The organism is Pseudomonas sp. WC1, assembly GCF_050586565.1.
Classification (GTDB): Bacteria; Pseudomonadota; Gammaproteobacteria; order Pseudomonadales; family Pseudomonadaceae; genus Aquipseudomonas.
Window position 1 is genome coordinate 42,047 of the sequence record NZ_JBOBDQ010000002.1, and the last position, 24,264, is coordinate 66,310.

The 24,264-nt window shown below is 62.1% G+C and carries 22 protein-coding genes and 2 pseudogenes; 11 read left to right on the forward strand and 13 right to left on the reverse strand.

Annotated features, from left to right (window positions below):
- From ACQ4OD_RS00995 to ACQ4OD_RS01020, 6 genes and pseudogenes are all read right to left on the reverse strand, one after another.
- Positions 1 to 1,374: an HlyD family type I secretion periplasmic adaptor subunit gene (locus ACQ4OD_RS00995; RefSeq protein WP_430943729.1), complete on the reverse strand. Its 1,374-nt coding sequence runs from the start codon at positions 1,372 to 1,374 to the stop codon at positions 1 to 3.
- On the reverse strand, positions 1,371 to 3,446 hold the full coding sequence (locus ACQ4OD_RS01000; protein WP_430943787.1) for a type I secretion system permease/ATPase: 2,076 nt from the start codon (positions 3,444 to 3,446) through the stop codon (positions 1,371 to 1,373). Before ACQ4OD_RS01000 ends, ACQ4OD_RS00995 begins: the two co-directional genes overlap by 4 nt.
- Positions 3,447 to 4,011: 565 nt before the next feature.
- Complete coding sequence (locus tag ACQ4OD_RS01005) at positions 4,012 to 4,563, reverse strand: YdeI/OmpD-associated family protein (protein ID WP_430943730.1); 552 nt, start codon at positions 4,561 to 4,563, stop codon at positions 4,012 to 4,014.
- A 22-nt stretch (positions 4,564 to 4,585) separates the two neighbouring features.
- Positions 4,586 to 5,719 (reverse strand): annotated as a pseudogene (locus ACQ4OD_RS01010) (alanine--glyoxylate aminotransferase family protein).
- A 755-nt stretch (positions 5,720 to 6,474) separates the two neighbouring features.
- The gene (locus ACQ4OD_RS01015; RefSeq protein ID WP_430943731.1) at positions 6,475 to 7,338 is read right to left on the reverse strand and encodes a trypsin-like serine peptidase; all 864 of its coding nucleotides are present in this window, start codon (positions 7,336 to 7,338) and stop codon (positions 6,475 to 6,477) included.
- A complete protein-coding gene (locus ACQ4OD_RS01020) occupies positions 7,335 to 8,570 on the reverse strand; it encodes a hypothetical protein (RefSeq protein WP_430943732.1) in 1,236 nt (411 codons plus the stop codon). Before ACQ4OD_RS01020 ends, ACQ4OD_RS01015 begins: the two co-directional genes overlap by 4 nt.
- Before the next feature lie 510 nt (positions 8,571 to 9,080).
- Between ACQ4OD_RS01020 and ACQ4OD_RS01025 the strand changes: the two genes are divergently transcribed.
- Positions 9,081 to 9,251: a hypothetical protein gene (locus ACQ4OD_RS01025; RefSeq protein ID WP_430943733.1), complete on the forward strand. Its 171-nt coding sequence runs from the start codon at positions 9,081 to 9,083 to the stop codon at positions 9,249 to 9,251.
- 133 nt (positions 9,252 to 9,384) lie between these two features.
- Here the strand turns inward: ACQ4OD_RS01025 and ACQ4OD_RS01030 are convergent, their stop codons facing one another.
- Together ACQ4OD_RS01030 and ACQ4OD_RS01035 are read right to left on the reverse strand one after the other, a co-directional pair.
- A complete protein-coding gene (locus ACQ4OD_RS01030) occupies positions 9,385 to 10,530 on the reverse strand; it encodes an AAA family ATPase (RefSeq protein WP_430943734.1) in 1,146 nt (381 codons plus the stop codon).
- Position 10,531: 1 nt separating this feature from the next.
- Positions 10,532 to 11,404 (reverse strand): RNA ligase family protein, encoded by an 873-nt coding sequence (locus ACQ4OD_RS01035; protein WP_430943735.1) that lies wholly within the window; start codon positions 11,402 to 11,404, stop codon positions 10,532 to 10,534.
- Positions 11,405 to 11,702: 298 nt separating this feature from the next.
- Here ACQ4OD_RS01035 and ACQ4OD_RS01040 point away from each other — a divergent pair, with 298 nt between their 5' ends.
- On the forward strand, positions 11,703 to 11,921 hold the full coding sequence (locus tag ACQ4OD_RS01040) for a hypothetical protein (protein WP_050705559.1): 219 nt from the start codon (positions 11,703 to 11,705) through the stop codon (positions 11,919 to 11,921).
- An 87-nt stretch (positions 11,922 to 12,008) separates the two neighbouring features.
- Here the strand turns inward: ACQ4OD_RS01040 and ACQ4OD_RS01045 are convergent, their stop codons facing one another.
- Together ACQ4OD_RS01045 and ACQ4OD_RS01050 are read right to left on the reverse strand one after the other, a co-directional pair.
- On the reverse strand, positions 12,009 to 12,389 hold the full coding sequence (locus ACQ4OD_RS01045; RefSeq protein ID WP_110704365.1) for a termination factor Rho: 381 nt from the start codon (positions 12,387 to 12,389) through the stop codon (positions 12,009 to 12,011).
- Positions 12,390 to 12,483: 94 nt separating this feature from the next.
- On the reverse strand, positions 12,484 to 12,735 hold the full coding sequence (locus ACQ4OD_RS01050; RefSeq protein WP_102681973.1) for a hypothetical protein: 252 nt from the start codon (positions 12,733 to 12,735) through the stop codon (positions 12,484 to 12,486).
- A gap of 295 nt (positions 12,736 to 13,030) precedes the next feature.
- Here ACQ4OD_RS01050 and ACQ4OD_RS01055 point away from each other — a divergent pair.
- Together ACQ4OD_RS01055 and ACQ4OD_RS01060 are read left to right on the forward strand one after the other, a co-directional pair.
- Positions 13,031 to 13,301 (forward strand): annotated as a pseudogene (locus ACQ4OD_RS01055) (short chain dehydrogenase); the annotation flags it as partial.
- Positions 13,302 to 13,799: 498 nt separating this feature from the next.
- The gene (locus tag ACQ4OD_RS01060; protein ID WP_198754165.1) at positions 13,800 to 14,900 is read left to right on the forward strand and encodes a mechanosensitive ion channel family protein; all 1,101 of its coding nucleotides are present in this window, start codon (positions 13,800 to 13,802) and stop codon (positions 14,898 to 14,900) included.
- Positions 14,901 to 14,917: 17 nt separating this feature from the next.
- Here the strand turns inward: ACQ4OD_RS01060 and ACQ4OD_RS01065 are convergent, their stop codons facing one another.
- Positions 14,918 to 15,442, reverse strand: a complete 525-nt coding sequence (locus ACQ4OD_RS01065) for a cupin domain-containing protein (protein WP_430943788.1) — start codon at positions 15,440 to 15,442, stop codon at positions 14,918 to 14,920.
- Positions 15,443 to 15,587: 145 nt separating this feature from the next.
- Between ACQ4OD_RS01065 and ACQ4OD_RS01070 the strand changes: the two genes are divergently transcribed.
- Positions 15,588 to 17,375 (forward strand): thiamine pyrophosphate-requiring protein, encoded by a 1,788-nt coding sequence (locus tag ACQ4OD_RS01070; RefSeq protein WP_430943736.1) that lies wholly within the window; start codon positions 15,588 to 15,590, stop codon positions 17,373 to 17,375.
- A 192-nt stretch (positions 17,376 to 17,567) separates the two neighbouring features.
- Here ACQ4OD_RS01070 and ACQ4OD_RS01075 read toward each other — a convergent pair whose 3' ends face one another.
- Both ACQ4OD_RS01075 and ACQ4OD_RS01080 read right to left on the reverse strand, forming a co-directional pair.
- Positions 17,568 to 18,092 carry a hypothetical protein gene (locus ACQ4OD_RS01075; protein WP_023630687.1) on the reverse strand — a complete coding sequence of 175 codons (525 nt, stop codon included), beginning with the start codon at positions 18,090 to 18,092 and terminating at the stop codon, positions 17,568 to 17,570.
- 124 nt (positions 18,093 to 18,216) lie between these two features.
- A complete protein-coding gene (locus ACQ4OD_RS01080; RefSeq protein ID WP_102681969.1) occupies positions 18,217 to 19,098 on the reverse strand; it encodes a MerR family transcriptional regulator in 882 nt (293 codons plus the stop codon).
- 147 nt (positions 19,099 to 19,245) lie between these two features.
- Here ACQ4OD_RS01080 and ACQ4OD_RS01085 point away from each other — a divergent pair, with 147 nt between their 5' ends.
- The 6 genes from ACQ4OD_RS01085 (at position 19,246) to ACQ4OD_RS01110 (ending at position 24,262) form a co-directional block, all read left to right on the forward strand.
- The gene (locus ACQ4OD_RS01085; RefSeq protein WP_430943737.1) at positions 19,246 to 19,692 is read left to right on the forward strand and encodes a PAS domain-containing protein; all 447 of its coding nucleotides are present in this window, start codon (positions 19,246 to 19,248) and stop codon (positions 19,690 to 19,692) included.
- A 104-nt stretch (positions 19,693 to 19,796) separates the two neighbouring features.
- On the forward strand, positions 19,797 to 20,219 hold the full coding sequence (locus ACQ4OD_RS01090) for a nuclear transport factor 2 family protein (protein ID WP_258601061.1): 423 nt from the start codon (positions 19,797 to 19,799) through the stop codon (positions 20,217 to 20,219).
- Positions 20,216 to 20,968, forward strand: a complete 753-nt coding sequence (locus ACQ4OD_RS01095; RefSeq protein WP_258601063.1) for an SDR family NAD(P)-dependent oxidoreductase — start codon at positions 20,216 to 20,218, stop codon at positions 20,966 to 20,968. The genes ACQ4OD_RS01090 and ACQ4OD_RS01095 overlap by 4 nt, the downstream gene beginning before the upstream one ends.
- Positions 20,969 to 20,974: 6 nt before the next feature.
- Positions 20,975 to 22,222, forward strand: coding sequence for an NAD(P)/FAD-dependent oxidoreductase (locus tag ACQ4OD_RS01100; RefSeq protein ID WP_214501688.1), 1,248 nt, complete (start codon positions 20,975 to 20,977; stop codon positions 22,220 to 22,222).
- The gene (locus tag ACQ4OD_RS01105) at positions 22,219 to 23,028 is read left to right on the forward strand and encodes a DUF1365 domain-containing protein (RefSeq protein WP_430943738.1); all 810 of its coding nucleotides are present in this window, start codon (positions 22,219 to 22,221) and stop codon (positions 23,026 to 23,028) included. The genes ACQ4OD_RS01100 and ACQ4OD_RS01105 overlap by 4 nt, the downstream gene beginning before the upstream one ends.
- Positions 23,003 to 24,262 carry an SAM-dependent methyltransferase gene (locus ACQ4OD_RS01110; RefSeq protein WP_277504087.1) on the forward strand — a complete coding sequence of 420 codons (1,260 nt, stop codon included), beginning with the start codon at positions 23,003 to 23,005 and terminating at the stop codon, positions 24,260 to 24,262. Before ACQ4OD_RS01105 ends, ACQ4OD_RS01110 begins: the two co-directional genes overlap by 26 nt.
- The last annotated feature ends 2 nt before the right edge of the window (positions 24,263 to 24,264 follow it).

Genomic DNA, 24,264 nt, shown 5'->3' on the forward strand with positions numbered 1-24,264 from the left:
TCAGCGCTCCCGCAGGGCTTCGGATTGGTACTGCTGGATCGGGCTGAGCAGGTAGTCGATGACCCGTCGATCGCCAGTGCGGATTTCTGCGGTCACACTCATGCCGGCCTGCAGCGGCATCCATTGCTCGTCCACCGCGATACTGGTGCGCTGCAGGCGGATGCGCGTGGGAAACACCAATCCCTGCTGCTCATCCTTGATGGCGTCCCGGGAGACATGGACCACCTCGCCCTGCAAGGTGCCATAACGGGTATAGGGAAACGCATCGACCTTCACTTCGACGGCCTGCCCGGCCTTGACGAAGCCCACGTCCTTGTTGAGCACCATTACCTCAGCATCCAGCTCGTTGCCGTCCGGTACCACGATCAGCAACTGCTGCGCCGGCTGTACGGCACCGCCCAGGGTATGTACCGACAACTGCTGGACCACGCCATCCACAGGTGCCAGCAGCGTCTGCTGGCGTTGACGGTCACGCCCTCGCACCAGTTGCTCTTGCAGCACGGCGATGTCCTGGCGGCTGCTGTTGACCACGTCGTGCTGTTCACGCTGGGTTTTTGCCATGTAGCTGTCACGCTGCTCGACGCGGTTGCGTGCCTCGGCCTTGAGCACGTTCAGCTCCGCGTGCTGCTGGGCCAGCGAGCGCTCCACGTCCAGTTGCTCCTTTTCCTGCTCGAGCAACTCGACCCTGGGCATCAGGTCTTCGTCCGCCATGGCCCGACGTGCTTCGAGGCGGCGTCGCACATTGCTCGCCAGCTTGGTCAGGGAGGCGATTTCCACGGCTCGGGCGCGCTGGTTGGCCTGGTTGATGCTGATCTCGGCCTCGAGGCTGTCGAGGTTGGCGTCGATTTCGCGGGCTGTGCTTTGCAACTGGGCGCGGGCGGCAGCCACTTGCTCGGCGGGCAAGTCGGCCGGCGGTCGGTAACTGGTCAGGGGATCGCGACTGAGCAGCGCCTCGGCCCTGGCCCGCTCTAGGCGCTTGAAGATCAGTTGCGCCTGCAACTCGCGCAGCTCGGCATCAACGCCGATCGGGTTGAGGGCCACCAGTGGCGCACCTGCGCGCACCCGCTGCCCTTCTCGGACGAAGATCGCGCTGACTTCCCCCGCCTGGTGGGCCTGGACCACTTTGGTGTAGCTGGACACGATCAAGCGGCCCGTGCTGCTGGCATGGATATCCAGAAAACCCAGCACCGCCCACAGCAGGGCGATCACCACCGTTCCGATCAGCAACCAGGCGGTGCCCCTTGCCCACGGCGCCGGAGGGCGCTCGACGATCTCCAGGTATCCCGGCTGGAACTCGTACTCGTCCCGAGTCCGACGGGCACTCGTCAAGGCGTTGCGCAGTCGACCAGACAAACCCGTCAGGTAGCGGCTCATGCCCGCGCCTCCTGCTGCATCGCTTGCTGCATCGCCCACAGCCGTGCGTAACAACCTCCGTTGGCCAGCAGTTGCGCGTGGCTGCCCGACTCGCTGATCTGCCCCTGCTCCAGGGCGATGATGCGCTGGCAGTCACGCACTGCACTGAGCCGATGAGCGATGACGATCACCGTCCGCCCTGCGGCGATCTGCGCCATGTTGTCCTGGATCAGTGCCTGGGATTCATCGTCAAGTGCGCTGGTGGCCTCGTCGAAGATCAGAATCCGCGGGTCGCCCATCAAGGCCCGTGCGATCGCGATGCGTTGACGCTGGCCGCCGGACAAGGAACCACCCGCCTCGGCCAGGACGGTGTCGTAGCCCAGCGGCAGTTGCAGGATGAACTCGTGAGCGCCTGCCAGTCGCGCCACCTCGATGACCCGCTCCAGGGAGGCGGTGGGATGACGCAGGGCGATGTTCTGCCGCACGCTGCGGTTGAACAGGTAGTTTTCCTGCAGCACCACGCCGACCTGGCTGCGCAACCAGGCTGGGTCCAGTTGCTCGAGTGGCTGTCCATCGATCAGGATGCGCCCGGCGTCCGGGACGTAGAGCTTTTGCAAAAGGCGGGTCAAGGTGCTCTTGCCTGAGCCGGATGGCCCGACGATTCCCAGGGTCTGCCCTGCCTCGATGTGCAGGTCCAGCCCATCGAGCACCAGGTCCAGGTCCGGGCGGTAGCGGAAGGCCAGCTGTTCGATACGCACCTCGCCGCGCAACGCGGCTGACGGCCGTTGCTGCCCCTGCGTCTGTTCCACCGGCAGGTTGAGCATATCGCCCAGCTTGTCCACCGAGACGCGAACCTGCACGAACTGCTGCCAGACATCGATCAACTTGGCCAAGGGTTGGCTGACATGGGACAGCATCATGTTGAACGCGATCAGTTGGCCGAGCGTCAGCTCCAGTGCAATGACCATATGAGCCCCCCAGCAGATCACCGCCACCGCGGTGACCTTCTGCAGCAAGGTCACACCCTGGCTGATGGCGCTCCCCAGGCTCTGGCTGGCAAACCCTGCTTCTACCATCTCGGCGGTCTGCGCCTCCCAGCGCCGCTGCATGCGCGGCTCCACCGCCAGGCTCTTGATGGTCTCGCTGCTGCTGACCGTCTCGTTGAGAAAAGCGGTGTTGCGGGCGGTGGTCTGGAACTGGCGCTCGACACGCCTTTCAAGTGGGCCGGCGCTGGCCCAGGCCAGGGCGACATACAATGGCAAGGTCGCCAGCACCACCAAGGTCAGTGGCCAGGAGATCCATGCCATGACAGCGAAGAACACCACTGTGAAGGCGACATCGACGCACAGGGTGAGCAGCGACCCGGTGAGGAACTCACGGATGCCGTCCAGCTCCTGGATCCTGGCGATGATCGCGCCGACCTGCCGCTGCTTGAAATAGAGCAAGGGCAGGCCCAGCAGATGGCGGAACAGCTTGACCCCGAGGCCGATATCGATACGGTTGGCGGTATGCGCCGAAAGGTATTCCCGCAGCCCCTTGAGCACGACTTCGAACACACCGACCACCACCAGCGCGAGTACCAGCACATCCAGCGTTGCCAGTGCACGATGGACCATGACCTTGTCCATGACCGCTTGAAAGAACAAGGGAGTTGCCAGGGCCAACACCTGGAGCAGCAGTGAGCACAGCAGTACCTCGCCCAGAATTCGACGATGGCGCAGCAACTCGGGAATGAACCAGGAAAGGTCGAAACGCAGGCCGCCTTGTCGTAGCCGGATGACCTCGCCCGTCCAGAAGTGGGCCAACTGTTCACGGCTGAGTATCTGCGGTGTGCTGGAGAGCGGTGATTGGACAAGTGCCTGGGTCGGTGACAATCGAGCAAGGAGCAGATAGTCACCGGCGCAAGTACGCCAGGCCAGTGGCAGCATCTGTGGCTTGAGCGCGCACAGGTCAAGTCGTCTCAGCCGCAAGTCGACGCCACAAGCGGTTGCGTAGCTTCTCACGGACTTGCGCACGTTCTCACGCGCATGCCCATCTGCGCTCAGGGGCTCACGGTCCTGATGCAGTTGCAGCAACAAGCGGCAGCAGCTCAATGCTGACTGGACATCACTGGCCCTTTGTGGGCTCAAAGGCGTCGAACTGATGGTGGCCGAGGCAGCAGTTGATGACGACATTGCAACTCTTCCATTCGTATGAGCAATCCACCTGCCGTGGGCGGCTGAGTGGGGACGAATGGATTTTGTGAGATGAGGGCGAGGGTGATAACTGCGATAGGCGTTAACGGGTGTTAACGAAAAATTGATAATCGATCAGGCGTTGTTCGCTTGTGCGGGGAAGGCAAGAACCGAGATAACCTTGAGGGGTTTGGCACGCATGCATAGAGATCATAGTTCGACTCAGGCCCGGTCTTTTTCTTATCGCCAGTGGACAGGGGGCATAAGGCCTGAAGCATCTACTGGACTGGGAGGAGTGAGAGCGGCGCGGTCGGTGTGGGAGCCGGCTTGCCGGCGATGGGCCGCAGCGGCCCCGAGGTCTAACAGACGCACGAGGTGCCCCACGTACAGCCACCATAAGCGACAACGTGCAATCCTTCGATCAGCAACGGTGTGTGCCTTAGGGCTGATTGCGCCCCTGGATGTTCCCGAGCTGCACCGCAGGTCAATTTTCCGCCTCGGGCGCCCGAAATGCTTTGCTGTAGTAACCAGACGAGTCGAAACAGCAAACCGCCTTCTTACCGGCCGCAAGCATCTCGCAGGCATCCCCAATTCGCTTTTCACGCGTCTTGAGTTGCTTCGCTGAAGTAATCCAGTGGATCCAGTCCACCCGCGCGAGGGTCGTCGTAGAGTTCCAAACCTTTTGAGCCTCAGGTGTGGCTGCCAGGGCTTTCTCGAAATCCGCTGGGATATCGGGTTCGGGCTCCTTCTTCACAGGGGCTAGTTCGAGGGTGACGATATCTCCAACAGCCACACCCGCCGCATCGAGTAACTCGCTACTGACCTTCAACCAATGGCTCAACTGCCCATCGGGTTCAAGGGTTGCCCGGAAAGGATGCCCATTGATCGTGCCGTCAACAGACGTCCTTCCCCGCCTCGGAAGCCGTTCACTCGCGTCCCTTGGAAGCACTACGAACGCCCACAACCTGCCATCACCGGGCTTTGCCGGACGAAGAAGCTTGGCTTCGAATCGGGACCTCGCATCTTCTGTTGTCATGGCAGGTTCTCCAACCGTGCGCTCAGTTAACCATCACCTCGTCCAGCGCCTGCTCAAGGGTGCTGACCGTGCGCTCGAGATTGTGCAGCTTTTCGAGCCCGAACAGGCCGATGCGGAAGGTCTGGAAGTCGGCCGGCTCGTCGCATTGCAACGGCACGCCGGCGGCAATCTGCAGGCCGTGGCTGGCAAACTTCTTACCACTCTTGATATCGGCGTCATCGGTGTAGCTCACCACCACGCCAGGGGCCTGAAAGCCTGCTGCGGCCACGCTCTTGATGCCTTTGCGGGTCATCATCGCGCGTACCCAATCACCCAGGGCCTGCTGTTCGTCGCAGATCTTGTCGAAACCGTAGGCCTGCATCTCTTTCATCACTTCGTTGAATCGCGCCAGGGCATCGCTGGGCATGGTCGCATGGTAGGCGTGGCCGCCCTGCTCATAGGCCTGCATGATCTGAAGCCACTTCTTCAAGTCGCAGGCGAAGCTGGTGCTTTGCGTCGATTCGATGCGCTCGAGGGCCAAAGCGCTAAGCATCACCAAGGCGCAGCAAGGTGAGGCGCTCCAGCCTTTCTGCGGTGCGCTGATCAGCAGGTCGACTGCGCATTTGTGCATATCAACCCAAATCGCGCCTGAGGCGATGCAGTCCAGCACGAACAGGCCACCCACCGCATGCACGGCGTCGCCCACGGCCCGCAGGTACTCATCGGGCAGGATGATCCCTGATGAGGTTTCAACGTGGGGGGCGAAGACAATCTGCGGTTTCTGCGACTCAATGGCCGCCAACACTTCTTCCAGAGGGGCCGGGGCGTAGGCCGCCTGGCGCCCCGTTTCAACCGGCCGGGCTTTGAGCACCGTTGTGGCCGCCGGGATATTGCCCATCTCAAGGATCTAGCTCCAGCGATAACTGAACCAGCCGTTGCGTAGCACCAGGCATTGCTGGCCGGTGGCAAACTGCCGGGCTACCGCTTCCATGCCGAACGTGCCACTGCCCGGGACCACCGCAACCGCCTGGGCGTTGTAGACCTGTTTCAGGGTGGTTGAAATGTTCTTCATCACACCCTGAAACGACTGGGACATGTGGTTGAGCGAGCGGTCCGTGTAGACCACCGAATACTCGACCAGCCCCTCGGGATCGATACCGGGATAAATCTTCGACATGGTGTGGCTCCTTTGGCAGAGATGTCCTTGGCATCGACCCTGCCCTAAGCCATTGCAAATGACAAGATGCATCAGGCGCACCGCAATCGCCAGCTGCGCCCCCGGCCGACTTCTTCATCTCGGTGACAACCACGCCCCCGCCATAGAATGAGCCACATTCACATCAGTGGTGCGTTCACTGACTGGAATGCCAACGGCTTCCTTGGCAGTCGAGCCCCGTATTGAACCCAACTCACACAAAGCGATAAAGCCTCCATTCCTGGATCACGGGGCAGGTGCCTCCATGAAAGTTCAGCGATGTTCACTTCCTTGTCCCACACGCAAAACTCCTTGTTCCACACACCGCTTTTCCCCAACTACGCCTCCACCCAAAATCCGCCCTGACGCCATTCCCCGTTTAGGCTATTTCAGTCCAACCGCAATTCATCTGCAGGCTTGGATGATCATTTCTGTCCGCTTCGAGAGCCCTCCGCGGTGCTAAACGTCTCTGCAGCAATGTCCTACTACAGGGTCGTGGTGTCCGTTGAAAGACGCCCCCCCCGGTTGCAACTGATGTATAGAAGCATGCTGCCACGTTGCAGTGGTGAACCCAGGGGCCATCCAAGGAGCGTGAGCCCTTGAACATGAAGCCCTCTCGCCCCGTCACCACATCACACCTAACCCGATGCGCCTCAGTCGGCAGCGGCAGCTCCCACTTGAACATCATCCGCCGTATATCATCATTGCGCAGCAACGTATCGTATCAGAGGGTAAATTTACCGCACCCAATCGACGAAGAGATCGTAAACTTCGTCATTGATGCGGATACCTCGATTATGATCATCAAAGCCATAGCCGTGCACAGCTAATGCTATTCGGCGTCGGTCCTCATCAAAAAGAAAAATCGGACTACCACTCTGCCCGGCCTGAGTGTCTAAGCCATATAGCAAAGTATCAGCATCCATGCCATCTATGCGCCCGGCGTTGAACCACTGGGTCCCTATTCGTTTATCGGCAGGATAGCCCGATGTGTTGACGATTAAATTGGACAGATTACTGTCGGTGTACGAAGCGAATCCAAACCACCCTAATTGCTCACCTAATGGCCTTTGCAGCCATATGACGCCTATATCCTGATGCTTGTTACCATTTCGCCAGCCGTCATGAATATTGAAATTACCAGAAACGTAGTAATCAAAAGGCGCTAGATCCCCATCTCGGCCTGGAATGACTGTTATACGAGACGCTCCTCGCCCCTTGTCCGGATCATAAAGGTTATGGCCGGCGGTGATCACCGTATGCGGACCAGCAAGCCAGCCCGTCCCTAATAGCTGTCGGTTAGGATGCACCCCTTCAACAACAAGCTGGCAAATACATCGCCACGGTAGAGCGGCGGTATTGGTGATAGGTACTCGATCGTCTTTACCAAATGACGACTGCGGGAAGGCATATTCGAACGCCATCGACTCACCAAGAAACTCTTGCCTTAACCGAGCAGGCAAAGCACGCTTGGGAAAATTTTGAGAGAGAACCCGGGCTGCATTAAAACCTGGAACACTTTCAAGGAGGCCACCATTATTGGTCTGGATCATGAAGTCAGAACGAAACCTAGTGCTGGGTGTCCTTGTGATTTTGTTCATTTGCGCATCCTTGCAGTCCCGTTGCCCATGTTTCCGTCGTTGGAAAGGGACTCTCTGACAGGCTTAGGTGCGGCCCTAGGCTCAACCTGATTCTGAGAATGCATCCCCTCGAGCGCATCGGTTCGTCCAACCCCGATTGTAAGTGTGGCTAAAACTGCATCCGTAGCCCCAGTCCCGTATAGCGCCGCCTCTGCCTTTTCACTGTTTTTTGCGAGCAATGCCTTATCCAACTCTGACTTGGCGGTGATTTCAGCCACCTGGGCATTGGCAAGAGCGGTTTCTTTTCCGCTCAGATCAATTTTGAGTTGCAGAACCTCAGCAATGGCACCGAATACGGCTTTCGTTCCGTCGACAGGTGCACTAGCTACAGCCAAAGCAGAACTCGGACGATCAGTCGTGATTGATTGAAGTACACCGTCCTGCAGCTTTATGTCATGAGTGCTTTTTACAAACGCCCACCGTTCAACCGGCAAAACGTATGTAGGTGAGCCATTGGGTAGCATGGCCATTACCGTATTAGATTCCCCATTCGGCCCTGTCAGTTTCAACACATAGGGCTGATTTTGGCGGTAGCAGAGACCAGGACTGCAGTTTACAGCTTGCTCTTTGTTGACGCTTGCTGCCGTGCCAGATGCGAGATAGACCCCGAAACTGCGCCCAGAGACAGTGTCTATCAATTTTCTGACTGCCTTGCAATCGGACGAGTCGGGTTTGGTGCAGGCCATCGCGTGGCGATTATTCAAATACCCCTTGGTGGCAGCCATGAGACTTTCATTGAAATCTTCGTTCATGTTGCTCGGGTCCAATAGCCCTCGAAACACAAGGTTCGAAGCTGCTCCGATGTCAGCGGCCTCAGCCTTTATTGAACTCACCAGCTTTACGATGGTAGATAACGACTGCTCCGTAGACTCTACCTTCACTGCCTGGAGCAGACCGGTATTCGGATTGACCGTAATTTGAACGTTATCACTGCTAAATGGGTTTGACGATCGCTCAAGTACATAGTGCTGTGCCTGATCCCCTAGAATCAAAGGTTCCTTGACTGTCAGCATTAATACGCCAGAATTCTCAGTGAGCTCCACAGGCAGCAAAGCCTTCGGTAGCATATAAGCAACGCCAGAAGCGTTCGAGCTGGAGGAGGAGCTGCTGAGAATGGAGCCACAAGACGTTAGAGTCAGCGTCGGCAGTAGCAGACCCAACACGGTTACGGCACGAGAGATCAGTTGAACCATTTTTTTGTCCCTGTGAGGTGAAAATTGAACGGGAGACCTGTTCAACATGGCTTCGTGCCAAGCATCAATTAAACCGGACTTCAGACGCATGACTAGCCGCAAGATCGGCGTGCAGGTTCAACGCGAACCGTGAGGTATCTCTCCCCTTCTACCCCGCGCCTAGTATGAGACTAGCATCAGAACAAAATTCCGTTATGGAAATCCTGAAGAAGATGTAGAATTTAGAAATAGGCGTGAAAACCTAAAAACGTGAAAAAAGAATTGGAGCGGCATTTATGCTTGCATCAGTTCCCACCTACGGTAGCCGAGGAAACCTGACGCAGTGTCGGGTATGAACTGGCCAACGGCTGGACTAGTGGTCTGACTGATCTCTCCGAAAAGGGCGCGGCGCATGATAGTTCGCGTTCTCCGAAGTGAGAGGTATTCATAACATCGAACCACTCTATCGGGTGTTTGGCTAACTGTTCTATATGAAATATTAAGGCTCCCGACTTCGTCACCGTCAAAGGCGTGACCAAGCTCGGCGTGAAGAAAGTGGTCTCGATGGTCACTCGTGGCGTGGTGCTGGGCGGTACGTCGCTCACCGTCAGCAACATCAAGGCGTTGCTGAAACAGCAAGGCATAATTTTTTTGATGCTCTGCCTGGCTGGCCGGTACCGCCACTGTGAGGAACAGCATTGAGAACAGGAGTCGGATAAGCATGTGACCCTCCGTGGAACGTGCATGAACCGCTGCTCTTTCGACCTTGCCCTCCTCGATAGGCAGGAAGGCATTCAAAGAGCCTAGCAGCCAAACTGGCACAGTGCCCTGTGCTTCACTCCGTCACCACCTCATACCTCACCCGATGCGCCTCAGTCGGCAACGGCACCTCCCACTTGAACATCATCCGCCGTATATCGTCATTGCGCAGCGACGTATCGCGTCGCTGGTTACGCCGCATGATCTCCTCCTCCGGCCGCTCCAGGTAGACGATCTCCACCTGCGCCCCGTAGCCGTACAGCAAGTCCAGCGTCCGGCTGCGCATCTGCGCCGACAGGTGCGTCGAGTTCCACACGAAGGGCCTGCGCTCGCGCAACAGCGCCTTGGCCCGGTCGATGGCGTAGTGCGCGGCGGCGCCTTCGTTCTGGCCGTGGCGCAGGCCCAGGGCCTGGCGCGCGTCGTCGAACGACACCACCGGCAGGTCCGGGTGGTGTCGGGCAGTCCAGGTGTCCTTGCCGCTGGCCGGCAGGCCGGAGAGCATCACCACCGGGGAGCCCTGGGGTTCGTGCAGCGCATAGTCCGGGTGCACGCGGGCGCCACGCAGGTACTGAATACGCGTGTAGTCGTCGGCAAACGGCCTTGGGCCGTACAAACACCCCTCCTCTGCGGCCAGTTCGCGCCACAGCTCGATGGCGGTCAGCACATCGGCCTTGCCGGCATAGTGGCGGCCCTGCATGTCGGCCTCAGCCACCGCGCAGAGCATCCACACCGGCAGTTCCCAGGACAGCTTGTGCAGCAGAAACTCCGCGCTGCGTCCGCTGCGGTCGCCCTGCAAGGCGAAGAACGGCAATTGATGCACAGTGATGATCCGGCAGATCTGTTCGCGCAGCGCGAACGGCACGCCAGCGCGCCACAGCAGCAGGCGTGCATCCACCGCGCCCCGGCGCGAGTGGCCGGGTTGGCCGATACGCCCGGTCTGTGGGTCGATCACCGTGGTGTCGGGCTTGGCGATGTCATGCAGCAAGGCGGCGAAGAACAGCACGAAGCGCTGCTCGGCGCTGGCGTCGCGGTAAGCGCTCTGCGCCAGCAACGCTTCGACCACCAGCCGGGTATGGACCCACACATCGCCCTCGGCGTGATAGGTCGGATCCTGCGGGGTGTCGGCCAGGCGTGCCAGGGCCGGGATAGCCGCCAGGCAGGCGGCGCAGTCCATGTCGTGCCCGGGGTCGGGCACCAGTTGTTGCAGTTGTCGAATATCCATTTCAGGAAGCTCCACAGTCGCCGCGGCGTTCGCCGTGCCAGTCCAGGGACAGGCGCGGTGCGTAGAGATCGACACCGGCGGCCAGTTGATTGGGTATGAACGGTTGGTTGGCATGGTGCTGGTCGGCGTCGAGGATGGCCTGGACAAAGTCCTGGCGCACCCACTTGAGCCGGCCCAGGGTCTGGCGCTCGTCTTCGAGCTTCAGGTACAGCCCCTCCATGCGGCTCGAGCGGTCGCATTGGCGCCAGGCGCGGGCCAGGTCGAGGCCTTCGCGGCGTATCACCTGCTCGAACACTTCGCGCCAACGCGCGGTCTTGGCCAGCGAGTCGCCGAGCAATGCCATCAGCTCGGCGTAGCGGCGCGGTGCCGGGCCTTCGTACAGCACCGGTACCGACAGCACCGGGCCGTCCGCGAGCAGATGTCGGCGCGCCGCGGTGGACAGGAACTGGCCTGTGGCGCGGTCCCACACGTCGAACTCGCAGAAGAAATGCGGCAGGTGGTCGTAGAACACCGAGTGCTTCTTGTGCAGCCACTCGCCATACAGCACGAAGCGGTCTTCAAGACGCTCCAGCAACCAGTGCTCGTGGGCCACGGCCCATTGCTTGAACAGGTTGAACTGGCGCTCGCGACCACCGCCGCTGAGGTAATGGCCACGCGATTGCAGGCGTAGCTCGCCGCCGTTGGTAAAGCTGATGCCGGCGTTGGCGCCGTCGAGTTTCTCTTCCACCACCAGCCATTGGCCAACCAACGAGCCATAGGCCACCTGGCCGGCATCGCTGTCGCCGTCCTGCAGACGCGAGCCTTGCAGATGCGCTGTGCGGGGGTATTTGAGCAGTTCGAGGGAATGTGCGTCGGCACGAAAATCCATGTTCATGGGTTTCTCCTTGGAAATAGGGAAAAACCGACGACAGGATCAGGCAGGTACGAGGATGAAGCGCCGCCGCGCGCAAGCACGGGCAGCCATCAGGCACGATGGACCGTCGTCGGTATCAGGCGTGTTTGATGGCGCAGGGCACTGGCTTCACCACTTTGGGGAAAGGTTGCGGGGATTCGAGGGCGCATATTCAACAGCAGGTATCAGTCGTGGGTCAAGCCCTCAATGGCAGCAATGTGATAGCATCTGCGCGCCCCTGGAGGGGCAATTTTTTGATATCCCGCAAGGAATACGCTTCGTGAAAGACTTCGTCATCAGCGTCAACAACATCGTTCTCTACATCTCCCTGGCCGTTATCTGGCTGTTCGCGCTCATCACCCTGTTCACCGGCGGATTCCTGCCAGCCCTGGGTGTCTTCGTGGCCGGCAGCCTCGGATGGTGCATCGTCTCCGGCTTCTGGTTCGTCCAGTCCGCCACTTACGAAGAGCTGCGCAAGCTCAACGCCAGCAAGGACTGAAGCATCCGGGCGGCTAGGCACCTCGCCTCGCAGCGCATGGCCGCCCTCCTCCAAGCCTGGAACCGTTATCGGCCGATCAGTACCGCCTCAGCCTTTATTGCGCAGTGCCTCGACCAGTTGCGCCTTGGTCATGCTCGAACGCCCCTTGATATCTTTGCTTCGCGCCTCTTTCATGAGGCTTTCCTTGGTTTGCGTACCCAGTGACGCACCTGACTCACGCGCATGGCCCTGACGCGTTTGCGCCGCCCGCTTGGCCGAATCGGCGCGTGCTGTCTTCTTTTCACTCGGCGATGTCTTGCTGCCCGACCCACCGGCCTTGTCACCGCCGCCGGATTGCTTGTTGACGGTAGCCCAGGCGCGAGCCTCGGCCTCGTCCTTGGACAGGCCCTTGTGCTCGTAGCTTTGCTCGATGTGTTCGGCCTTGCGCTTCTGTTTCTCGGTGTACTTGCCTTTGTCTCCACGGGGCATGTCGTTCACTCCTGAGTGAGTTTGGCTGAACGGTTGAAATGATTGCCACGCCCGAAGTGCGATCGACAGGACGAATGGTCGGCCACCGCAGGTTCTATTCAACGTGATAGTCCGCACCTGCCACCGCCTTCACGAACGCACGATCGGCAAGCCGGCGCAGGTCGCGCCACTCGGTCCAGTCGATCAACCGCTGCCGATCCATCTCATCGGCCTGGCGCAACAGTTCGTCGTGGTAGGTGCTTGGACAATGCCGACGCAGGGCGTGGTTGTCGTAGGTGTCGAACCAGCGGTTGACTGCTGCCAGCCGGCATTGCGCCGGGGTCATCGGGTCGCTGAAGGCATTCATCGCGGGCCGCCCTGCTTTCTTTTACGGAAGATGGCTGCGCGCCGTACGAGGTTCCGTCCAGCCGCCTGGATGGTCACCACAACGCAATGCCACTGGTGATCTGCGCCTGAACTTTACCGCGCTCCCTGGCTTCCCCTGCATAGACCCGTCACCACAGTGCGCAGGAGATCCAACCCATGAGAGCTTTGATCTGTCGCGGTACCCGCGATGTCCGTATCGATAGGCTTCCGGATCCGGTCGACCTGGATAAGGACGGCCGTGTTTTTCGCGCTACAGCCACACGGAGGGTGCAGCCATGATCGATCCCGCCACCGGCATGAAGCCGGGAGAACGCTATGCCGTGGACAACCTCGAGCGGGTGCATCCGTTCACCGGCTTCTTCCTCGACGGCAAGTACTACCTGGGGCCGGAACTGCTGACCGCCGTGTGGTGGCTGGAGGGGCGGCGATTCATCTATGACAACCTCGATGCCACGGGCGAGCCGGTGTTCGCGAACCGCATCGCCGGCGAGATCAAGGACCTGGTATTGACCCTGGCGGACGGCACTCCCCTGGCAGTGTCGCGCCTCAAGCATTGGCCCCCTGACGAGGGGGCCGGTGAAGTCGAACAGCCCGGACAGCGGCCATCGACACCTGAAGCCCCAGCCTTCGCAGCGGTGCAGGGGCGGCGTCTGCTGGCGGGTGTCGAGCGCCTGCAACGCCACCCCGCAGCCATCCTGGCAACCGCCTTGGCCCTGGGATTCGTGGCGGGCTGGGTGCTGGCGGCACTTGAACGCAAGCGCCAGTAGGCGGACCAGGCACGCGTGCGCCCTACCCTGGTCTGCGTCTGTCACTCACTGCCATGTGAGGCTTGAAGATCAGCGTAAAGGTGCCGGTCAGGCGCGCACGCAATTCCTTGGGATGGTGTATCCGAAGTGGACAAGCCATGTAACGCGGTGGAGCGCTGGCAGGGTCAAGACGTTCCGAAAACCCGGTCGGGAAAATCCGATCGACCTCTGGCCGCACCTCGACGTCCCATGAAAGGACGCTGCACATCACCGAGGGCAACCAGGAGGCGAGCCACTCATGAATGACCGCATCATTGAACTGTTCACCGATACCACGCTATTCGGTATCTCCATCCTCAACCTGTTGCTGGCGTTGGGTGTCGCCACCCTGACCTTTGTCGCGGCGCGGGCGGCGATCAGCTTCGTGCAGCGGCGGGTGCGCCGCTGGTCCGAACACGACGGCGCGTTCAGCCAGGTGCTGGCCAAGGTGCTCGGCGGCACCAGCAATGCCCTGCTGCTACTCGCCTCCCTGCTGGTGGGCCTGGGTATGCTCGACCTGCCTGAGCGCTGGCTGGCCCGGGTGGGCAGCCTGTGGTTCGTGGTGGCGGCGCTGCAGATCGGTCTATGGGCCAACCGCGCCATCGCCCTGGGCCTGCGCCGCTATTTCGCCCGGCACGGCAACGAGGGGCTGAACCAAGGCAGCGCGCTGGCCACCCTTTCGGCCTGGGGCGCCCGGGTACTGCTGTGGTCGGTGGTGGTGCTGGCCATGCTGTCCAACCTGGGGGTGAACATCACTGCCTTCGTCGCCAGCCTTGGCGTGGGTGGCATCGCCGTGGCGCTGGCGGTGCAGAACATCCTCGGCGACCTGTTCGCCTCGCTGTCGATCGCCGTGGACAAGCCTTTCGAGGTGGGCGACTTCATCGTCGTCGGCCCCCTGGCCGGCACGGTAGAGCATGTCGGGCTGAAGACCACGCGGATCCGCAGCCTGGGCGGCGAGCAGATTGTCATGGCCAATGCCAGCATGATCAGCAGCACCATCCAGAACTACAAGCGCTTGCAGGAGCGACGCATCGTCTTCGAGTTCGGCTTGTCCTATGACACCCCCACCGATGCCGTGAAGAAGGCACCCGGCATCATCGAGGAAGCGATCAAGGCACAGGGCCAGGCGCGCTTCGACCGCGCGCACCTGCGCGGCTTCGGCAAGGAGGCGCTGGAATTCGAGTGCGTGTATATCGTCAAGGACCCCGGCTACAACCTGTACATGGATATCCAGCAGGCCATCAATTTCCATCTGCTGGAGCGTTTCTCCAGGATCGGCGCCAAGTTTGCCGTGCCGGTGCGGGCGATCAAGGTCACCGCTTTACCCCAGGAAGACATGCTGCGCCTCAAAGAGGCCTGAACGCCTTTGGCCGGTGATCAGCGCCATAGCGTCATCAGGGCGCCTCGTGCGCCGGTCACCGGATCTTGCGCTGGCCGGGGCACGGCGGCGATGCGCGCCAGCGCCTGGTCGTGCGCGCCGTCCTCGGGCCGCTGAATATCGTACTTCTCCTGCCCAAGCGGATAAGCCCCCACCACCAGGAAGTCCTCGCTGTGCTCGACACAGCAATGGCCGGTGCCGGCCGGCAGCACCAGGACATTGCCCGCTCTCACGGTCAACGTCTGGCCGCCCGCGCCGCCCAGTGTCACCCGCGCCTGCCCGCAGGCGACACCCAGCACCTCATGGGCATTGGGGTGGAAATGCTGGTAGTCGAAAATGCCGTCGCGCCACAACGGCGTCCATTGGTGAGCGGCGAACAACGCCTCGAAGGCGCCGGCGTTGTCCTCGGCCGGTGCAAGGCGCAGGCGGTAGAGCAACACGGCGAAGCGGCTGTTCGGCGTCGCGCCGTCATCGGCGAAATGCAGCGTCTTCTGCGGCTGGATGGTGCTGTCGAGGGCAAGCATGAGGGCCTCGCGATGAGGTTGGGCGATACCCTTGAGAATCCGCTGCCAGCGTCGAGGTTCCTGCCGGGCGACCAGGTACATCCAGTGAAACTTTCCCCTTCGCGGCCCAGTCCAGACCCTATCCATCACTGACAGGGACACGACGATGACAACGACGGTAGGTGACTTCCTGGTCGAGCGTTTGTACCAGTGGGGCGTGCGGCGTATCTACGGTTACCCGGGCGACGGCATCAACGGTGTGTTCGGCGCGTTGAACCGGGCCAACGGCAAGATCGCGTTCATTCAGGCCCGCCATGAGGAAATGGCCGCGTTCATGGCCAGCGCCCACGCCAAGTTCACCGGTGAGCTGGGCGTATGTATCGCCACCTCGGGCCCCGGTGCCTCGCACCTGCTCACCGGGCTGTACGATGCGCGCATGGACCACCAGCCGGTGCTGGCCATTGTCGGCCAGCAGGCACGGGCGGCGCTGGGCGGGCACTATCAGCAGGAGCTGGACTTGCTGTCGATGTTCAAGGATGTGGCCGGGGCGTTCGTGCAGCAGGCGTCCACCCCTGCCCAGGTACGCCACCTGCTCGACCGCGCGGTGCGCACGGCCGTGGGCGAGCGCCGGGTAACCGCGATCATCCTGCCCAATGACCTGCAGGACCTGCCCTATGAAGCGCCCGCCAGGGCTCATGGCACCGTGCACTCCGGCGTCGGCTACAGCAAGCCGAGGGTACTGCCCTACACGGCTGACCTGCAGCAGGCCGCCGACGTACTCAATGCTGGGCGCAAGGTGGCCATCCTTGTCGGTGCCGGCGCCCTGCAGGCGAGCGAACAGGTGGAGGCTGTGGCCGAAAAGCTTGGGGCGGGCGTGGCCAAGGCGCTGCTGGGCAAGGCCGTGCTGCCGGACACCCTGCCCTGGGTCACCGGTTCCATCGGCCTGCTCGGCACCGAGCCCAGCTACAAGCTGATGACCGAATGCGACACCTTGCTGATGATCGGATCCGGCTTTCCCTATTCCGAGTTCCTGCCCAAGGAAGGCCAGGCCCGCGGCGTGCAGATCGACCTGCAGCCCGACATGCTCGGCCTGCGCTACCCGATGGAGGTCAACCTGGTCGGTGACACTGGCGAAACCCTGCTGGCGCTGTTGCCATTGCTCGAACACAAGCCCGACAGGCGCTGGCGCAAGAAGATCGAAGGCTGGCGCGCACGCTGGGACAAGACCCTGGAAAAACGCGCCCTGGCCAAGGCCGACCCGATCAACCCGCAGCGGGTGGTGCACGAGCTCTCCCCGCGCCTGCCGGATGCGGCCATCATCACCAGCGACTCCGGTTCCTGCGCCAACTGGTTCGCGCGTGACCTGATGATCCGCCAAGGCATGCAGTGTTCGTTGTCCGGCGGCCTGGCATGCATGGGCGCCGCCGTACCCTATGCGATCGCCGCCAAGTTCGCCTACCCGCAACGCCCGGTGATTGCCCTGGTGGGCGACGGTGCCATGCAGATGAACAACCTGGCCGAGCTGATTACCGTGGCCAAGTACTGGCAGCAATGGGAAAACCCCAAGTGGATCTGCGCGGTGTTCAACAACGAGGACCTCAACCAGGTCACCTGGGAGCAGCGGGTCATGGAAGGCGACCCGAAGTTCGAGGCCTCCCAGTCCATACCGGACGTGCCCTACCACCTGTTTGCCATTTCCATCGGCCTGCAGGGCATCTTCGTCGAGCGCGAGGACGAGGTCGCCAGCGCCTGGGAACGGGCCCTGGCCGCCGACCGCCCGGTGCTGATCGAATTCAAGACCGACCCCAACGTGCCCCCGCTACCGCCGCACATCAAGCTGGAGCAGGCGAAGAAATTCGCCAGCACCCTGCTCAAGGGCGACCCTGACGAGGCCGGAGTGATCGTGCAGACGGCCAAGCAGGTACTGGGTGCGGTGCTGCCTGGCAAGAGGTGATGCCAGCCTTCCGGGAATCCGCTGGAACTTCACGCCAGGCCCGAGGCCTGCCCTTTCAGACCTATCAAAAAAGGAGACACGACGATATCCCCGTCTTCAACGAGCAGTTGATCGCAGCGCTGGGGCGCTGACATTGGCGCATGGCCCCCTCGTCCCCAGCCTGCATCGAGCCGGGGCCATGCTTTGGGTTGTTCACGCCAGCTGGATATACACCGAATAACTACCCAGCAGCACCCAGAACACCAGGAAGATCCACGGGGTACGCAGTGAAAAGAGCAATGACTTGCGATGCCCCGCACGTGAGGTTTCGGCCTCGCAGAACAGGGGGGACTCGTCGTAGGCCAGCCCCATCAAGGGCTCGCTGCGCAGCAAGTGGCTCTGCTTGAGTTGCCAGTGATCGATGATGTTGTACGCCGCCCGAATGCCTGGCCAGGCATTGAGCGAACTCAATACCCCGAGCAAGGCAAGGAACGCAGGCACGATCAGGGTGAACATCTCGCCCCACCCCTGATTGAGGTTGCCCATGGATGAGACGAACGCGATGACCAGAAACGACTGGGCTGCCAGATAGGCGTCCGTGCGATTGGCCAGGATGCTGGTTTCGTACTGGATCTCACGCCGGTAGAAGTCCAGGCGCTCCTTGGGCGAGCCGAACATCCTGGCGTTATGTTCGGTGATTTCGTGTTCGGGGGTCGATGGGGTGATGATTCTAGGCACTCGGTTCTCCTGCGGTCAGGCTCCGGGCAAGAAGAATCGAGGAGCTCGCTGTGGTAGAACCGCTCATGCAGGGCAAAATTCAATTCTGTTTGGCGTTGACCAAATCGGCACCGCCGCCCTGCTTTCAGAGATCCAGGGCGCCCCTGAGCAAGGCGTTGAGCATCCCCGCCACATCATCCCCCTGCTCGTCCAGCACACGCAGCGGAATGCCCTGCAACACCGCTTGCGAACCCGCCACCCCGGTCAGGGCCATCGGGCAGGCAATCTCCATCTGCAATGCGCGCAGCCGCCTGGCCAGGCCGGCGTTCACCGGCCCTTGCACCGCGATCACCAGCGCTGCCGGCAGGGTTGCCGCGCACACCAGCGGAAGTTCCTCCAACGGCTGTCCGCAGCCGAGCACGTCGACGCGCTGTTGCTCGGCGCTCAGCAGCAGGCCGGTACACAGCAACGGTAGTTCGGCATGCCCCTCGGTACCGGCCAGCAGCACCCTTGGCGCATCGGCCTGGTTCATCTGCAGGCGCAGCAGCAGGCGGGCGCGCAGGAAGGTGTCGAGGAACAACCATTGGCTGCGTTCCCCGAAGGCCCTGCCTGCCGCCATTTCCTGCCACACCGGCAGCAGCACCTCACGCAGCACGGTAGCCTTGGGCAGGAGCGTGAACAGCTGGCCATGGACACCTTCCAGCGCCCGTGCATCGAATGCCATCGCCGCCCGTTTCACAGTGGCGCGCCAGTCGTGGAAGGCCGAGTCCTGCTGCACGGGCGCCTGGCGCTGGGCGGCGAGCATTTCGCCGACCTTGCTGATCGGCAGGCCGTTGGCAGTCCAGTGCAGGATGTCGCGGATGCGCTGCACGTCGCCGGGCGTGTACAGGCGATGGCCACCGTCGGTGCGCTGCGGGCGGATCAGCCCGTGGCGGCGCTCCCAGGCGCGCAAGGTCACCGGATTGATGCCGGTCAGGCTGACCACGTCGCGCATGGGCAATAAATCGGGTGAGATGGCTTCGGTCATCAGGAGGGATCGTCGGAAAGATGGCACATTCTAAACCCATACGCTCTTTCTGCGGCGAGCTCAGGTAGGCCATTATGTAGCGAATCGCGCCGGCGCTTTGTACCGTTGCGCCCGCCATACCGCTTAGGCTTTCCATGGGTGTCCCCAATGATCAACGCAAAACTCCTGCAACTGATGGTCGAGCACTCCAACGATGGCATCGTCGTCGCCGAGCAGGAGGGCCCAGAAAGCATCCTGATCTACGCCAATCCTGCCTTCGAGCGCCTCACCGGCTACTGCGCGGACGATATTCTCTACCAGGACTGCCGCTTTCTTCAGGGCCAGGATCGGCAACAGTCGGGCATCGCCGCGATCCGCGAGGCGATCCGCAAGGGCCAACCCTGCCGCCAGGTGCTGCGCAACTATCGCCAGGACGGCAGCCTGTTCTGGAACGAATTGTCCATCACCCCGGTGCGTAACGAGGCGGACCAGCTGACTTACTACATCGGAATTCAACACGATGTCTCGGCGCAGATCGCCGCCGAGGAGCGGGTGCGCGAGCTGGAAGCCGAGGTCGCCGATCTGCGTCGCCAACTGGCGGTGGCCGGTCTCTGAGCAAAATATCTGTACAAGAACGTTGACTTGTACAGATTTAAACGTAGGCTTCGTTTATACCTGTACAAAAAATACCGGTTGTACAGGATTTCCCGGAGCCGAGCATGTCAACGTACCTGCAGAATTTCGCCGAGCGCTTCGCCCAGCTCGATGGAGAGCACCTCGAAGCGCTGGAAAACCTGTACAGCGAGAACGTCACTTTCCGCGACCCGCTGCATCAGATTGATGGGCTAAGCGACCTGCGGGCCTATTTCGCCCAGCTGTACGCCAACGCCCATGACATCCGCTATGTCTTCTCTGGTGTCGACGAGGTGAAGACCGGGCAAGGGTACCTGCGTTGGACCCTGCAGTTTCGTCACCCCCGGCTGGCCGGCGGTCGCCCGGTTTCCCTGCAAGGCTGCAGCTACCTGCAATGGCATGATCGGGTGCATTTCCACCAGGATTTCTTCGACGCAGGCGCCCTGCTCTACGAGCATGTTCCGCTGATGGGCGGGGCGATTCGCTGGCTCAAGGGGCGGTTGGCATGAGCCGCTGCTGGTTGACCGGTGCCAGCAGCGGCATCGGCGCGGCGCTCGCGCAGTGCCTGCTGGAGCAAGGCCATCAGGTAGCCCTGGGCGGTCGCCGGATCGAGCAACTGGTGCCTTTTGCCGAGCGCTTTCCCGGGCAGGTGCTGCTGGCCAACGGTGATCTGGACGATCCGGAGCAGGTCACGCAGATAGCAGCCCGCATTCGCCAGGCCTGGGGCGCACTGGACCTGGCGATTTTCAACGCCGGGACCTGCGAATACCTGGAGCCCGGCCGGTTCGATCCGGCGCTGGTCGAGCGCGTGATGCGCACCAACCTGCTGAGCCTCAGCCATTGCCTGGCGGCCGCCCTGCCCCTGCTGCGGGCCGGCGCACGTCCTCACCTGGTGGTGATGGGTAGCTCGGTGACCTGGCTGGCCTTGCCCCGGGCCGGTGCCTATGGCGCGTCCAAGGCCGCCGTGCGCTACCTGGTGGAGTCGCAGCGCATCGATCTGACGCAAGCCGGCATCGACGTCACGCTGGTCAACCCGGGCTTCGTCGACACGCCACTGACCCGGCGCAACGATTTCCCGATGCCGCAGCTGTGGTCGGCCCAGCGCGCCGCCCAGCACATCGCCAGACGGCTGCCGCGTCGCCCCCTGGAAATAAACTTTCCGCGCCTGTTCACCTGGGGATTGCGCCTGCTCGGAGTGCTGCCGGCGCGGGCGCGCCTGGCATTGGGCCGGCGCCTGGCACGTCAAGAAACGGACTGAGCAACCATGCGTATAGCCATCATTGGCAGCGGCATCGCGGGCCTGACCTGCGCCTACCTGCTGTCGCGCAAACACGAAGTAACGGTATTCGAAGCCGCCGGCTGGGTCGGTGGCCACACCCACACTGTCGACGTGCTGTGGCGCGGTGAGCGCCATGCCATCGACACGGGGTTCATCGTCTTCAACGACTGGACCTATCCCCATTTCATCCGTTTGCTTGAACAGCTCGGAGTCGCTTCGCAGCCGACGCAGATGAGTTTCTCCGTGCATGATCCACTCTGCGGTCTGGAATACAACGGGCACGACCTGAACACGTTGTTTGCCCAGCGCCGCAACCTGCTGTCGCCGGGCTTCTGGGGCATGCTGCGCGATATCCTGCGCTTCAACCGGCAGGCTCTCGCCGACCTCGAGCACCAGCGTATCGACGCCACCACCACCTTGGGCGCTTATCTTCATGAACGCGGTTACGGCCCGCGTTTCATTGAGCATTACATCGTGCCCATGGGCTCGGCCATCTGGTCCATGTCCCGTGCCGATATGCTCGGCTTCCCGCTGGCGTTCTTCGTGCGCTTCTGTCGCAACCACGGTTTGCTGTCGGTGAACCAGCGCCCGCAGTGGCGTGTCGTCGCGGGCGGTTCTCGCAGTTATGTCGCCCCGCTGTGCCGACCCTTCGCCGAACGCATCCGCCTTGACTGCAAGGTGCACCGGGTCGGCCGCGACGAAGGCGGTGTCACCCTGGTCAGCGACGCCGGCACCGAGCGCTTCGACAACGTGGTATTCGCCTGCCACAGCGACCAGGCCCTGGCGCTGCTGGAGGCGCCGAGCGTGCACGAGCGTGCCGTGCTGGGTGCCATCGGCTACGCGGACAACGACGTGGTGCTGCACACCGACACCCGCCTGCTGCCGCGCCGCCGTAACGCCTGGGCCAGCTGGAACTACCGCCTGGGCGGCCCCGAGCAGGCGCCGGCCGCGGTGACCTACAACATGAACATCCTGCAGGGCATCCAGGCACCGACGACCTTCTGCGTCAGCCTGAACCAGACCGCGCTGATCGACCCTGCGCAGATCCTCGCCCGCTTCAGCTACGCCCATCCGCAGTACAGCCTGGCGGCATCCGCCGCGCAGGCTCGGCAAACGCAACTGCAAGGCCAACAGCACAGCTATTTCTGCGGCGCCTACTGGGGCAATGGCTTCCACGAGGACGGCGTGGTCAGTGCGTTGCAGGTGGCCAGGCACTTCGGAGAGCAACTGTGAACAGTGGCCTGTGCCTGGGCTGGCTCAGTCATCGGCGCCTGAGTCCGCGGCCCCATGCCTTTCGTTACCGGATCGGCCTGTTCTACCTGGATCTGGACGAACAAGCCTGGCTGATGGGCCTGTCTCGCTGGCTGGGGCGTTGGCGCCTGGCCCCGCTTTGCTGGCGGGAAACCGACTACCTGCCGAGCCTCACCCACCAAGGTCAGCCGCTGGCCCAGGCCGCGCGATTGCTGGTGAGCCAGGCCACGGGGCAAATGCCCGACGGGCCAGTGTGCCTGCTGACCCAGCTGCGTTGCTGGGGGCTGTCGTTCAATCCGGTGAGCTTCTATTTCTGCCATGACCGCGACGGACATCTGGCGGCGATCCTGCTGGAGGTGCGCAACACCCCGTGGCGGCAGCGTTTCCACTATGTGCTGCCGGTGCAAGGCGACCCGGCGAAAACCTTCGCCATGGCCAAGCGCTTTCATGTGTCGCCGTTCATGCCCTTGGACATGGACTATCGGGTGCGCTTTCACCTGGACCAGGCACAGATGCGCATCCACATGGAGAACTGGCAAGGCAGCCAGAAAGTGTTCGAGGCCGACCTGGCCCTGAAGCGCCGGCCGCTGAATCGCAAGGCTGTGCGCGACTACATCCTGGCCTTCCCTTGGATCAGCCTGCGCACCGTCTCGGCCATCTACTGGCAAGCCCTGCGCCTTTTCATCAAACGCACGCCCATCCACGACCACACCGCCAGCCGAGGCAACCTGGCACTCGGCCACCCCTGCGAGGACCCCGATCATGTCCAATCCGACCCTGAGCGTTAGCAAGTCCGCGGGCCTGGCGCCACTGCTCGGCGGCTTGGCGCGCAAGGCCGTGCTCGCCCAGCTGGGCAAGCTGCGTCATGGCCATCTGCGCCTACTCTGCCATGGTCGCCAGTGGACGTTCGGCGACCCCGGCAGCGCGCTGCAGGCCGAGGTGGAGATACTCGACGACACCGCCTGGAGCCTGATCGCCGGCAATGGCTCGATCGGCGCGGGCGAAGCCTATATCCATGGTTACTGGCGCAGCCCGGACCTGGCGTTGGTCACCCGCCTGTTCGTGGCCAACCTCGATGTGCTCGACGCCCTCGAGGGCGGCCTGGCACGCCTCGGCCGCCCTGCCCTGCGGCTGCTGCACCGGCTCAACCGCAACAACCGCCAAGGCGCCCGTCGCAACATCCTGGCCCATTACGACCTGGGCAATACCCTGTTCGAGCAACTGCTGGATCCGACCATGATGTATTCGGCCGCGCAGTTCGAGCACCCCGAACAATCCCTGGAGCAGGCTCAGCGGCGCAAGCTGGAGCGCATCTGCCAGAAGCTCGAGCTGAGTCCGCAGGATCACCTGCTGGAAATCGGCTGCGGCTGGGGCAGCCTGGCGATCCACGCCGCCACCCGCCACGGCTGCCGGGTGACCACCACGACCCTGTCGCACGCGCAGTACACCTATACCCTGCAACGGGTGAAGGACCTGGGGCTGGAGCAGCGGGTGACCGTGTTGTGCGACGACTACCGCGACTTGACGGGGACTTTCGACAAACTGGTCTCCATCGAGATGATCGAAGCGGTAGGCCACCGCTACTTGCCGGTGTACTTCCGTCAGTGCGCGTCACTGCTCAAGCCCGACGGGCTGATGTTGCTGCAGGCCATCACCATCCGTGACCAGCGCTACGCCCAGGCGCGGCGCTCGGTGGATTTCATCCAGCGCTACATCTTCCCCGGCGGTGCCCTGCCCTCGCTGAGCGTGCTGCTGGACACCGCCAGCCGTCGCACCGCGCTCAACCTCGTGCACCTGGAGGATTTCGGCGTCGACTACGCACTCACCCTGGGGCATTGGCGCGACAACCTGCGCCAGGCGCGCGGCACATTGGCGGCACTGGGCTACGACGAGACCTTTCAGCGCCTGTGGGAGTTCTACCTGTGCTACTGCCAAGGCGGCTTCGAGGAACGGGCCATCGGCGTGGCCCAGCTGCTGTGGGCGGCGCCCCAGGCGCGGCGGGCGCCGTTGCCCGGGCAATGACG